This window comes from Phyllobacterium calauticae (genome assembly GCF_019991125.1).
GTDB classification, from domain to species: domain Bacteria; phylum Pseudomonadota; class Alphaproteobacteria; order Rhizobiales; family Rhizobiaceae; genus Phyllobacterium; species Phyllobacterium calauticae.
The window spans coordinates 1,144,179-1,156,710 of the sequence record NZ_JAGENB010000001.1 but is presented as its reverse complement, the minus strand read 5'-3'; the positions used below and the strand labels follow the sequence as shown (position 1 = coordinate 1,156,710).

Annotated in this window: 12 protein-coding genes; 10 read left to right on the top strand and 2 right to left on the bottom strand. The window is 62.3% G+C overall.

The annotated features are described in order from the left end of the window. Positions 1-22: 22 nt before the first annotated feature. The 7 genes from J1W56_RS05805 to deoA are packed head-to-tail and all read left to right on the top strand — an operon-like array spanning position 23 to position 6,747. Positions 23-1,555, top strand: coding sequence for an ABC transporter ATP-binding protein (locus J1W56_RS05805; protein ID WP_223612327.1), 1,533 nt, complete (start codon positions 23-25; stop codon positions 1,553-1,555). Next, complete coding sequence (locus J1W56_RS05800; protein WP_223612326.1) at positions 1,552-2,106, top strand: cysteine hydrolase family protein; 555 nt, start codon at positions 1,552-1,554, stop codon at positions 2,104-2,106. The genes J1W56_RS05805 and J1W56_RS05800 overlap by 4 nt, the downstream gene beginning before the upstream one ends. Further along, positions 2,103-3,248, top strand: a complete 1,146-nt coding sequence (locus J1W56_RS05795; RefSeq protein ID WP_223612325.1) for an ABC transporter permease — start codon at positions 2,103-2,105, stop codon at positions 3,246-3,248. The genes J1W56_RS05800 and J1W56_RS05795 overlap by 4 nt, the downstream gene beginning before the upstream one ends. Continuing rightward, positions 3,248-4,219, top strand: a complete 972-nt coding sequence (locus tag J1W56_RS05790; RefSeq protein ID WP_223612324.1) for an ABC transporter permease — start codon at positions 3,248-3,250, stop codon at positions 4,217-4,219. Before J1W56_RS05795 ends, J1W56_RS05790 begins: the two co-directional genes overlap by 1 nt. Before the next feature lies 1 nt (position 4,220). Continuing rightward, positions 4,221-4,628 carry a cytidine deaminase gene (locus tag J1W56_RS05785; protein ID WP_223612323.1) on the top strand — a complete coding sequence of 136 codons (408 nt, stop codon included), beginning with the start codon at positions 4,221-4,223 and terminating at the stop codon, positions 4,626-4,628. Continuing rightward, complete coding sequence (locus J1W56_RS05780; protein ID WP_223612322.1) at positions 4,625-5,425, top strand: purine-nucleoside phosphorylase; 801 nt, start codon at positions 4,625-4,627, stop codon at positions 5,423-5,425. Before J1W56_RS05785 ends, J1W56_RS05780 begins: the two co-directional genes overlap by 4 nt. Positions 5,426-5,430: 5 nt before the next feature. Further along, positions 5,431-6,747: a thymidine phosphorylase gene (gene deoA / locus J1W56_RS05775; RefSeq protein WP_223612426.1), complete on the top strand. Its 1,317-nt coding sequence runs from the start codon at positions 5,431-5,433 to the stop codon at positions 6,745-6,747. Positions 6,748-6,871: 124 nt separating this feature from the next. Here deoA and upp read toward each other — a convergent pair whose 3' ends face one another. Next, complete coding sequence (upp, locus tag J1W56_RS05770; protein WP_105733928.1) at positions 6,872-7,498, bottom strand: uracil phosphoribosyltransferase; 627 nt, start codon at positions 7,496-7,498, stop codon at positions 6,872-6,874. 30 nt (positions 7,499-7,528) lie between these two features. Further along, entirely contained in the window at positions 7,529-8,548 is a 1,020-nt protein-coding gene (locus tag J1W56_RS05765) for an adenosine deaminase (RefSeq protein WP_223612321.1), read from the bottom strand. 116 nt (positions 8,549-8,664) lie between these two features. Here J1W56_RS05765 and ubiE point away from each other — a divergent pair, with 116 nt between their 5' ends. The 3 genes from ubiE (at position 8,665) to coaBC (ending at position 12,488) form a co-directional block, all read left to right on the top strand. Further along, a complete protein-coding gene (gene ubiE / locus J1W56_RS05760) occupies positions 8,665-9,441 on the top strand; it encodes a bifunctional demethylmenaquinone methyltransferase/2-methoxy-6-polyprenyl-1,4-benzoquinol methylase UbiE (protein ID WP_105733926.1) in 777 nt (258 codons plus the stop codon). Positions 9,442-9,449: 8 nt separating this feature from the next. Next, positions 9,450-11,027: a 2-polyprenylphenol 6-hydroxylase gene (gene ubiB / locus J1W56_RS05755; protein ID WP_223612320.1), complete on the top strand. Its 1,578-nt coding sequence runs from the start codon at positions 9,450-9,452 to the stop codon at positions 11,025-11,027. Between the two features lie 66 nt (positions 11,028-11,093). Continuing rightward, positions 11,094-12,488 carry a bifunctional phosphopantothenoylcysteine decarboxylase/phosphopantothenate--cysteine ligase CoaBC gene (coaBC, locus tag J1W56_RS05750; RefSeq protein ID WP_223612319.1) on the top strand — a complete coding sequence of 465 codons (1,395 nt, stop codon included), beginning with the start codon at positions 11,094-11,096 and terminating at the stop codon, positions 12,486-12,488. Positions 12,489-12,532 lie beyond the last annotated feature (44 nt).

The window sequence follows — 12,532 nt, the reverse complement described above, 5'->3', positions numbered from 1 at the left end:
CTGATCAACAGCGGATGGGGACATGGCAGAACCGGCGATTGAACTTGTTGGAATTGATAAGCGGTTTGGTGCAGTTCACGCCAATCGCGACATTCATTTGCGCGTCGAAAAAGGCACTATTCACGGTATTATCGGGGAAAATGGCGCTGGCAAGTCCACGCTTATGTCCATTCTCTACGGGTTTTATCAGGCCGATAATGGCGAAATCCGCATCAATGGCGCGCCGGTCAGGATCAGCGATCCCAATGCGGCCATTGGGCTGGGCATCGGCATGGTGCATCAGCATTTCATGCTGGTTGAAAATTTCACCGTGCTTGAAAATGTCATGCTCGGTGTCGAGGGCGCGCCGCTCCTGAAGCGGGGCATTGCCAAGGCCCGCGCCGAGCTGAAGCGGCTGGAACAGGAATACCAGCTGGATGTCGATCCGGATGCGCTGATCGAGGAATTGCCGGTCGGTCTGCAGCAGCGTGTTGAAATCCTCAAGGCGCTGTATCGCGGCGCTGATATTCTGGTGCTCGACGAGCCGACCGGTGTGTTGACGCCAGCCGAAGCCGATCACCTGTTCCGTATTCTGGAGCAGCTCAAGGCGCAGGGCAAAACCATCGTCCTCATCACCCACAAGCTGCGCGAGATCATGGCCGTCACCGACAATGTGTCCGTCATGCGCCAGGGCTCGGTCGTGGCAACGCGCAAGACGGCGGAGACGACGGTCGAGGAACTGGCCGAACTGATGGTCGGACGCCGGGTTCTCCTGCGGGTGCAGAAAGGCGAAGCGAAGCCGGGCGAGGTCAAACTCTCGGTGGAAAATCTCACGGTGCGCGACAGCCGCGGCGTGGTCATGGTCGACAATGCGTCCTTTACGGTTCGCGCCGGCGAAATCGTCGGCATTGCCGGTGTGGCGGGCAATGGCCAGTCGCAGCTGATCGAGACGGTCGCCGGCATTCGCACCGCCGTGTCCGGCCGCGTGCTCCTGGACGGGCAGGTCATCGATATTACGGGCGCGGCCGATCCGGGCGAATTGCGCGATCGCGGCCTCGCCCATGTGCCGGAAGACCGGCATCACATGGGGCTGGTTCTTGCCTTCGAGGAATATGAGAATTCCATCCTCGGCTATCACGATGATCCGCTCTATCTGAACGGGCCATTCCTCGATATCGACGCCATCAAGGCCGATGCACGCAAGAAGATCGAGAAATATGACATCCGCCCGAGTGATCCGCGCCTGAAGACGGCGAATTTTTCCGGCGGCAACCAGCAGAAGATCGTCCTGGCCCGCGAGATCGAGCGTGACCCGGGCGTGCTGATCATCGGCCAGCCAACGCGCGGTGTTGACGTTGGTGCGATTGAATTCATCCACAAGCGGATCATCGAGATGCGCGATGCGGGCAAGGCCGTGCTGCTCGTTTCGGTTGAGCTGGATGAAATCCGCTCCCTGTCCGACCGCATTCTGGTGATGTTTGCCGGACGCATCGTCGGAGAACGCGACGCGGATGCGAGCGAAGGCGAGCTGGGTCTTCTGATGGCCGGCGTTGAAAATCAGGAGGCGGCGGAATGACCACCACCCAGGCACTTCTCGTCATCGATGTGCAGAATGCCATCGATGATCCGAAATGGGGCCGCCGCGGCCAGCCGGAAGCCGAGGCGCAGATTGCCCGGCTGCTCGGCGCATGGCGCGAGCGCCGCCTGCCGGTCGTCCATATCAAGCACGATTCCACCGATCCGGCATCGCCCTATCGCCCCGGCACGCCAGGCAATGATTTCAAGTCCGAGGTGGCGCCGCAGGTGGGCGAGCCCGTGGTCGACAAGCGCACCAACAATGCCTTCATCGGCACCGATCTGATGGACGTGCTCGATGAACTGCAGGTGCACAGCCTCGTGGTAACGGGTGTCCTTCTCGAAAACTCCGTTGATGCGACCGTGCGCATGGCGGCCAATCTCGGCTTTGAGGTTATCGTCCCGGAGGATGCTGTGGCCAGCATCGATCGCACCGATCATCGCGGCAAGAGCTGGAGCGCGGAAGATGTTCACGCGCTGGCGCTGTCCGTTCTTGATGGCGAATATGCCAAAATCTCCACCTCCGACGCCATCATCGAGGCCCTGCCATGAGCCAGCCCTTTGCCAAACTGCCCGCCTGGGCTGACTATGGCCTGCTGCCGCTGATCAATCTGATCGTGGCGTTTTTTGTTGCGGGCCTCGTCGTTATGCTGGTCGGCGAAAGCCCGATCGATGCCGCCGTCCTGATGGTCAAGGGCGCCTTCGGCTCCGGCGATGGTGTCGGCTACACGCTGTATTATGCGACGAACTTCATTTTCACCGGCCTTTGCGTCGCGGTGGCGTTCCATTGCGGCTTGTTCAACATCGGCGGCGAGGGGCAGGCCTATATTGGCGGCCTCGGCGTTGCGGTGGTCGGTCTTGGCCTCGGCAATGTCCTGCCCTGGTGGATCACCTTTCCGCTGGCCATCATTGCCTCGGGGCTGGTCGGCGCGCTCTGGGCCCTCATTCCGGCCTGGCTGCAGGCCAAGCGCGGCTCGCACGTGGTCATCACCACGATCATGTTCAACTTCATTGCCGCCAGCATCATGGTCTATCTGCTGGTGGGCTATCTCAAGGCGTCGGGCACGCAGGCACCGGAAACCCGTGTCTTCGGCGATGGCGGGCAATTGCCGGGCCTCGGCTGGCTGCTCAGCCTGATCGGGCTGAACATGCGCTCCGCGCCGCTCAATATCAGCTTCCTCCTGGCGCTGGTTGCCGCATTCCTTGTCTGGGTGCTCATCTGGCGCACCAAGCTCGGTTATGAAATCCGCACCATGGGTTACAGCCCCAAGGCCGCGCGCTATGCCGGTATTGGCGAAGTCAGGATCATCGTCATCACCATGATGATATCGGGCGCGCTGGCCGGCATGATGGCGCTGAACCCGATCATGGGCGCGCAGCACCGCGTGCAGCTTGATTTCGTCGCCGGCGCCGGTTTCGTCGGCATTGCCGTGGCGCTGATGGGACGTTCGCATCCGGCGGGCATCGTTCTCGCCGCCATCCTGTTCGGCATGCTCTACCAGGGCGGTGCGGAAATCGCCTTCGACATGCCCAATATTTCCCGCGATATGATCGTCATCATCCAGGGCCTGGTGATCCTGTTTGCCGGCGCGCTGGAGCACATGTTCCGCCCGACCCTGTTGCGCGTTCTGCAGCGGTTCGCCCGGACGAAGCGCCAGTCCACACCGGCCGTTGCCGCCGAGGGAGGTCAATAATGGATAGCTTCACCGTCGTCCTGCAGGTTCTCGATTCAACGATCCGCCTCTCCGTGCCGCTGCTGCTGGCCTGTCTTGCCGGGCTCTATTCCGAACGTGCGGGCATCTTCGATATCGGTCTGGAAGGCAAGATGCTTGCCGGCGCCTTCGCGGCAGGTGCGGCGGCCACCTATTCCGGCTCGGCCTATGCCGGGCTGCTCGCGGCCGTTGTGGTTTCCGTTGCGCTGGGGCTGGTGCATGGCTTTGCCTCCATCACCCATCGCGGCAACCAGATTGTTTCGGGCGTTGCCATCAACTTCATTGCCGCCGGCACCACCGTCATCCTCGGCCAGGCCTGGTTCCAGCAGGGCGGGCGCACGCCGTCGCTGCCCAACGCCGCGCGCTTCAACCCGATCGACCTGCCGGGCGTGGAAACGCTGAACGGCATTCCGGTCATCGGCGCGATCTATTCCGAGCTGATTTCCGGCCACTCCGTGCTGGTCTATCTCGCCTTCCTGCTGGTGCCGTTCACCTGGTGGGTGCTGTACCGCACGCGCTTCGGCCTGCGCCTGCGCGCGGTCGGCGAAAACCCGGCGGCGGTGGATACGGCTGGCATTTCCGTGCCGTGGCTGCGTTACCGCGCGGTGATCTGCTGCGGCTTGCTCTGCGGCATCGCCGGTGCCTATCTGGCAACAGCGCAAGGGGCGGGTTTCGTCAAGGATATGACCGCTGGCAAGGGCTATATCGCGCTTGCCGCCCTGATCTTTGCCAAGTGGCGGCCGGTCCATGCCATGTTTGCCTGCCTGCTCTTCGGCTTTCTCGATGCCATTGCCATCCGCATGCAGGGGCATCCCCTGCCACTCATCGGTGAGGTTCCCGTGCAGCTGATGCAGGCCTTGCCCTATATTCTCACCATCGTGCTGCTGGCCGGTTTCATCGGCAAGGCAATTCCGCCCAAGGCGGGTGGTGTGGCCTATGTGAAAGAGCGATAGAATGAATACAGACCTGTTCGATGCCGCCTTTGCGGCCATGCAGAAAGCGCATGCGCCCTATTCGCAGTTCCCGGTGGGCGCTGCCGTGCGCACCAGCGATGGCCGGATTTATTCCGGCTGCAACATCGAAGTCATTTCCTATCCGGAGGGATGGTGCGCCGAAACCACCACCCTGTCGCATTTCGTCATGGGCGGCGGTGGTACAATCACAGATATTCTAGTGGTTGCAGAAAAGAAGGCGAAATGCACGCCCTGCGGCGGCTGCCGCCAGCGGCTGGCGGAGTTCGCCGGTCCCGAGACGCGCCTGCACCTGTGCGACAATGACGGCGTCGTCGAAACGCTGACGATGAAGGAGATTTTCCCCTACGGCTTTGAAGCGGAAGTTCTGGGAAAAGGAAGTGCCGCATGATTGCGCCTGCCACCGGAGCGCTCATCCACAAGTTGCAGGGCCTGGCGCCGCGTGTCGCGCTCGTCCTCGGGTCCGGTCTGGGATCCCTCGTGGATGCGGTCGAGAATGCCATCCGCATTCCCTATGCCGATCTGCCGGGTTTCCCCCACAGTGGTGTCTCCGGCCATGCCGGGGAAGTGGTTGCCGGCTATCTCTCCGGCAAGCCGGTGCTGATGCTGGCGGGCCGCGCCCACTACTACGAAAAGGGCGATGCCGCGGTCATGCGCCCGGTCATGGCGGCGCTGGCCGACCTTGGCATCGAAATGCTGATCCTGACCAATGCGGCGGGCTCGGTGCGCCACGACCTTGCGCCGGGCAGCGTCATGCTGATTGACGATCACATCAACTATTCCGGGCTCAATCCGCTGATCGGCGAAGCCTCCGATCAGCGCTTTGTCGGCATGACCGCTGCCTACGACAAGAAGCTCAAGGATGCCTTTGTCATCGCCGCCGGTGAGGTGGGCGAGAAGCTGCCGATGGGCGTCTATATGTGGTTCTCCGGCCCCTCGTTCGAAACACCAGCGGAAATCCGCATGGCACGCACGCTCGGCGCCGATGCGGTTGGAATGTCGACGGTGCCTGAAGTCATTCTCGCCCGCTTCTTCGGCCTGCGGGTCGCCGCCTGTTCGGTCATCACCAATTACGGGGCGGGGATGACCGGAGCGGAACTCTCGCACGAGGAAACCAAGGATGTCGCGCCGAAGGGCGGTGCGCGCCTGCAGACAATTATCCGGGCGCTGGTCCGGGAGATCGGCTGATCATGTTGCTGCCGCAGGAAATCATCCGCCGCAAACGCGATGGGCATGCGCTCGATGCGGCGGATATCACCGCCTTCGTCAACGCCATGAGCTCGGGCGCCATCACCGAAGGGCAGGTTGCCGCCTTTGCCATGGCGGTGTTCTTCAACGGCATGAAGCGCGACGAAGCGGTCGCCCTGACGCTCGCCATGCGCGATTCCGGCGATATTCTTGATTGGTCCGATCTGCCGGGCCCGGCTGTCGACAAGCATTCGACCGGCGGTGTCGGCGACAATGTCTCATTGATGCTTGCGCCCATTGCCGCCGCGTGCGGGGCCTATGTGCCGATGATTTCCGGGCGCGGCCTTGGCCATACCGGCGGCACGCTCGACAAGATGGATTCGATCCCCGGCTATCGCAGCCAGCCGGACAATGCGCTGTTTCGCAAAGTCGTGCACGAGGTCGGTTGCGCCATCATCGGCCAGACCGCCAATCTCGCACCGGCCGACAAGCGCTTCTATTCCATCCGCGATGTCACCGCGACGGTCGAATCGATCCCGCTGATCACCGCGTCCATCCTGTCGAAAAAACTGTCGGCCGGGCTCAATGCGCTGGTGCTCGATGTGAAATCGGGCAATGGCGCATTCATGGCGCGCAGCCGCGATGCCGTGGCCCTGGCCGAAAGCATTGTCGCGGTGGCAAGCGGCGCGGGACTGACCACCACCGCTTTGCTGACCGACATGAACGAGCCGCTGGCACTTGCCGCAGGCAATGCCGTGGAAGTGCTCAATGCCGTGGATTTCCTGACCGGCGATCTCCGGGATCCACGCCTTGAAGCGGTGACGCTGGCCCTGGTTGCGGAAATGCTGGTTTCGGCCAAGCTTGCCGCCAGTCCCAAGGCCGCCATGGACAGGGCGCGGGAAGCCCTGAATTCAGGCAAGGCAGCGGAGGTCTTTGGCCGCATGGTTGCCGGGCTTGGCGGACCCACCGACTTCGTCTCCCGCGCCCGCCACTATCTGCCGGTTGCCCCGGTGACGCTGGAAGTGAAGGCACCGCAGGCAGGATATGTCGCGTCGGTGGAAACCCGGGAGATTGGTGTCGCCGTTGTCGCGCTGGGCGGCGGGCGCATCCGTCCGCAGGACCCGGTTGACCACGCGGTGGGCATCACGGCGCTGCAGCCGGTCGGTGCGCTGATGGAAGCGGGCGATCCGATTGCCCTTGTCCATGCGCGCAGCCAGAGCGATGCCGAGGCGGGTGCTCGCGCCATTCTTGCCGCCTATGGTTTCTCCGGCCGCAAGCCGCGCACGGTCAATCCCGTCCTGCGCCGCATCGGCGGAGCATAAAATTCGCTGCATCTGCAGTGTGCGTGGTTCGACAAGCTCACCATGAGGGAGGGCGAGGATTGCAGCCAAACCACTTCCCTCATGGTGAGCTTGTCGAACCACGCACGGTGTTCTTGCGGCAGACCTACTTCGTCCCGTACATGCGGTCACCGGCATCGCCGAGGCCCGGCATGATGTAGCCCTTTTCATTCAGGTGGCTGTCGATGGCCGCAGTGAATACCGGCACATCGGGATGGGCCTTGGTGAAGCGCTCGATGCCTTCCGGTGCCGCAAGCAGGCAGAGGAAGCGGATGTTGGTTGCGCCGCGATCCTTCAGCTTCTGGATTGCCGCTATCGCCGAATTGGCGGTCGCCAGCATCGGGTCAACGACGATGATCAGCCGGTTGACGATATCTTCGGGTGCCTTGAAGTAATATTCCACCGGCTGCAGCGTGTCGTGATCGCGGTAGAGACCGATATGCGCCACGCGCGCGGCGGGCACCAGGTCGAGCATGCCTTCGAGCAGGCCGTTGCCGGCGCGCAGGATCGAGGCGAACACCAGCTTCTTGCCTTCGAGCACCGGCGCATCCATTTCCATCATCGGCGTCTGGATGCGGATGGTGGTCAGTTCGAGATCGCGCGTCACCTCGTAGCACAGCAGCAGCGAGATTTCCTTGAGCAGCCGCCGGAAGCCCGCCGTGGATGTATCCTTGTCGCGCATGATGGTGAGCTTGTGCTGGACAAGCGGGTGGGAAACGATCGTAACGCCCATGGAGAACTCCTACTCGAATTTTCCCCGACCTTAGCTGCTTGCAACCGATCCCGCAAAGTCCGCATCCCCGGCACGCACAGTTTTGTCGCCGTCGAGGCGCTCAATCAGGGCGTTTCGCGTGGTTTCATCGATATAGGCGGCCTTGAGCGCCGTGCGCGTGATCTCCGTCAAGGCGTCGTCGTCACAGCCGAAGAATTCGGCAGCAATGTCATATTCACGGCTCAGATCCGTATGGAAATAGGGCGGGTCGTCGGAATTCAGCGTGACCGGCACGCCAGCCTTGGCCAGCATGGGAAAGGGATGGGACGGGAAATCGGCGTAAACCTGCAGTGAAATATTGGAGCCGGGGCAGCATTCCAGAAGGATTTGCTGCTCCGCCAGCCGCCGCACCAGATCCGGGTTCTCGATGGCGCGCACGCCATGGCCGATGCGCGACGGCCTGATCGCATCGAGCGCGTCGGCAACGCTTTCCCAGCCGGAAAGCTCGCCCGCATGCACGGTGATGCCCAGTCCGGCATCGCGGGCGACATCGAAAGCCCGGGCAAAATCCCTGGGGTGGTGCATGCGTTCGTCGCCGGCCATGCCGAACCCGGTCACCAGCGGATGCGGATTTTCGGCGATGTATCGTGCCGCTTCCATCACCGCGTCCGGCCCCTTGTGGCGCAGCCCCGTGGCGATCATGCGCGATTCGATGCCGGTGGCCGCCTTGGCGCGCCGCATGCCTTCCGCCAGTCCCTCGATATAGGCGCGCGGCGAAAGCCCGGCGCTGATCGCATGGTCGGTGGAGATGAATACTTCCGAATAGATCGCGTCCTGTGCGCTGAGGGACAACAGGTAATCCTCGGTCAGATCCGCGTAATCCTCCTCCGTGCGGAACAGTGCCGAGGCCAGATCATAGGCGCGCAGGAAGGAGGTGAAGTCGTGCCAGACGAACCTGCCGTCGACGATGAAGGCCGAAACATCGGCGCCATATTTGCCGGCTTTTCGCTCGACGAGGGCGGGAGAGGCTGCGCCTTCGACGTGACAATGCAGTTCGGCCTTCAACACCATGGGCGGTCTCCATTCGACAAAATGTGCAGCGCGTCGCTTCATCGCGCAACAGACAATAGCCTTCTGCGTTTCAATCTTCTATGCTCCGCCCGCAAAAGAGATCAGCAGGTAGCACAATGAGCCAGCAACGCACCGGTGCCCATGGCGGCATGGAAACATCCTTCGGTTTTCAGGATGTCGGCGACGGAGAAAAGCAGACACGCGTCAATGACGTGTTTCATCGCGTCGCCAAGCGCTACGATGTGATGAACGATCTGATGTCCGGCGGGCTGCACCGCGTCTGGAAAGATTCGATGATCGCCTGGCTTGCCCCGTCCAAGACATCGAACTGGAAGACACTCGATGTTGCCGGCGGCACGGGTGATATCGCCTTCCGCATCGTCGAAGCTTCGAATCGCAATGCCCATGCCACCGTGCTCGACATCAACGGCTCGATGCTGGGTGTCGGCCGTGACCGCGCGGCGAAAAAAGGCCTTGCTGACAATACCGAGTTTGTTGAAGCCAATGCCGAGGAACTGCCATTCGAGAATGCCAGCTTCGATGCCTATACCATCGCCTTCGGCATTCGCAACGTGCCGCATATCGACCGTGCTCTGGCGGAAGCTTACCGCGTGCTGAAGCCGGGCGGACGCTTCCTCTGCCTTGAATTTTCCGAGGTGGAACTGCCGGTTCTCGACAAGATTTACGACGCCTGGTCGTTCAATGCGATTCCGAAAATCGGCAAGGCGGTCACGGGGGATGCGGATTCCTACCAGTATCTGGTGGAGTCCATTCGCAAATTCCCCCGCCAGGCGGATTTCGCCGAGATGATCCGCACGGCAGGTTTCGAGCGGGTGAGTTGGCGCAACTTTACCGGCGGTATCGCTGCCCTGCATTCCGGCTGGAAATTGTGACGTTCTGAATGAGTAAGTTTACCGCAACATTTCGCCTGATCCGGGCCGGATGGATCATGACGCGCGAAGGCGTTATTTCCGCACTGCCCGCCGAAGGCCTGAGCGGCCTTCCCGCATTCGGCCACCGCATCGCCGGGCTGCTGGCAAGGCGGCGCGCCCGCACGGCCCGCCGTTCTGAGCGCATGTCGCGCGCCATCAACAAGCTCGGGCCGTCCTACGTCAAGCTGGGCCAGTTCCTGGCAACGCGGCCGGATGTGGTCGGCACCGAAGTGGCCGATGATCTGGCACTGCTGCAGGATCAGCTGGATTTCTTCCCGATGGAAGCGTCGGTCAAGGCCATAGAGGGCTCGCTCGGACGCTCCGTTGATGATCTCTATGTAAGTCTTGGCGAACCAATTGCTGCCGCATCCATCGCGCAGGTCCACCCAGCGTATATCAAGACGGATGGTGAAGACCGCAAGGTTGCCGTCAAGGTTGTCCGGCCGGGCGTACGCCAGCGCTTCAACAACGATCTGGAAAGCTTTTTTATGGTGGCGCAATGGCAGGAACGCTACGTGCCTGCAACGCGCCGCCTGCGGCCGATCGAAGTGACGCGCACCCTGGCGCAGACGACGCGGATCGAGATGGATCTGCGGCTGGAAGCGGCTGCGCTTTCGGAAATCGGCGAGAACACCAAGAACGATCCGGGCTTCCGCGTGCCGACCGTCGATTGGGAGCGCACGGGGCGCGATGTGCTGACGCTCGAGTGGATCGACGGCATCAAGATGTCGGATATCGACGGCCTGCGCGCCGCCGGTCACAATCTCGTCGGTCTTGCCGAAACGCTGATCCAGTCCTTCCTGCGCCATACATTGCGGGATGGTTTTTTTCATGCCGACATGCATCCCGGCAACATGTTCGTCGATGATCGCGGGCACATCGTTGCCGTGGATTTCGGCATTACCGGGCGGCTCGGCAAGAAGGAACGGCGGTTTCTCGCGGAAATCCTCTACGGCTTCATCACGCGTGACTATGTCCGTGTCGCCGAGGTGCATTTCGAGGCGGGCTATGTGCCGCATCACCACGACGTGGCGAGCTTTGCCCAGGCTATCCGTGCCATTGGCGAACCCATCCACGGCCAGCCGGCGGAAACCATTTCCATGGCTAAGCTCCTGACCCTGCTGTTCGAGGTCACCGAGCTTTTCGACATGGAAACGCGGCCGGAACTCGTCATGCTGCAAAAGACCATGGTGGTGGTGGAAGGCGTCTCCCGCACGCTCGATCCGCATTTCAACATGTGGAAAGCCTCCGAACCTGTCGTGGGCGACTGGATCCGCCGCAATCTCGGTCCGCAGGGAATTCTTGCCGATGCGCGCGAGGGCGTCGGCGCCCTGCTGCATCTCGCCCGTCAGGCGCCCGAACTCGTGGCGCGCGCTGACCGCCTGTCGAAAGAGATGGACCGGATGGCGGAGCAGGGTTTCCGCTTCGATGACGAGACGGCAAAGGCCATCGGCAGGGCGGAGGCGCGGCATACCCGTTCCGGCCGCGTCGCCCTATGGGTGATTGCAATCTGTCTGGTTATCATCACTTACACCCTTCTTTTCTGAGCTCAATTGCGCTAATGTGATTGCAATGATTGCATTTGATGCAGTCTTTGTTCTCGGAGTGCAATCATGGCGAGCATAACCATCCGCAATCTCGATGACGCGACCAAGGAAAAGCTGCGGCTGCGCGCCGCCGCCCACGGCCGGTCGATGGAAGAGGAGGTGCGCCTCCTGCTTGCGGCGCTGGATGTGCATGCCGGCCCTTCCATCACCCAGATCTCTGCACCTTCGTCAGGGCTGGCTACCGGACCGCTTGCGGGGCGGCATATTCTTCTCATCATCGGCGGCGGCATCGCCGCCTATAAATGTCTCGACCTGATCCGGCGCCTGCGCGAGCGCGGTGCGCATGTGCGCCCGGTGCTGACCAAGGCAGCGGAAGAATTTGTTACGCCCCTGTCCGTCGGTGCACTGGCCGCGGACAAGGTCTTTAGCGACCTGTTCTCCCGTGAGGACGAGCACGATGTCGGGCATATCCGCCTGTCGCGTGAAGCGGATCTCATTGCCGTGGCTCCGGCAACGGCGGATCTCATGGCAAAAATGGCGGGTGGTCTGGCCAATGATCTCGCCTCGGCGGTACTCCTGGCGACCGACAAGCCCGTCCTGATTGCACCGGCCATGAACCCGAGAATGTGGAATCATCCCGCAACACGGCGCAACCGAACGACCCTTGCCAATGACGGCATCCGCTTTGTCGGGCCGAACAGCGGCGAGATGGCCGAAAGCGGCGAGGCGGGCGCCGGGCGCATGGCCGAGCCACTGGAGATCGTCGCCGCGATTGAAACGCTGCTGGATATCACGCCGAAACCGCTTGCCGGCAAGACCATTGTCATGACCTCCGGCCCGACGCACGAGCCCATCGATCCCGTGCGCTACATCGCCAACCGCTCTTCCGGCAAGCAGGGCCATGCCATCGCCGCGGCCCTGGCGCGGCTGGGTGCAACGGTGCATCTGGTCTCCGGGCCGGTCACGATTGCGGACCCCGAGGGCGTGTTCGTCACCCATGTGGAATCCGCGCGCGACATGCGCGATGCCGTGGAACGGTTGCTGCCCGCCGATGCGGCTGTCATGGTTGCTGCCGTCGCCGACTGGCGCACGGCAAATGAAGCGGGCGAAAAGATCAAGAAGCAGCCGGGCGCGGCGGCCCCGGCCCTGCAGATGGTGGAAAACCCCGATATTCTCGCCGGGGTCGGGCACAGCAAGCAGCGCCCGCGCCTCGTGGTGGGGTTTGCTGCGGAGACTCAGGACCTGCTCGCCAATGCGCGGAAGAAGCTCGACAAGAAAGGCGCCGACTGGATCGTTGCCAACGATGTCAGCCACGCCACCGGCGTGATGGGCGGCGACCGCAATGCCGTGCGCATCGTCACGCGTTCCGGCGTCGAAGAGTGGCCCGACATGAGCAAGGAAGAGGTGGCGGAACGGCTGGCCGCCCGGATCGCTGCCGCCTTGCAGACGATCGAGGTGTGATGCCGGAACGCCTGTAAGGTAAGCATATGCTTACGCGATAAGCC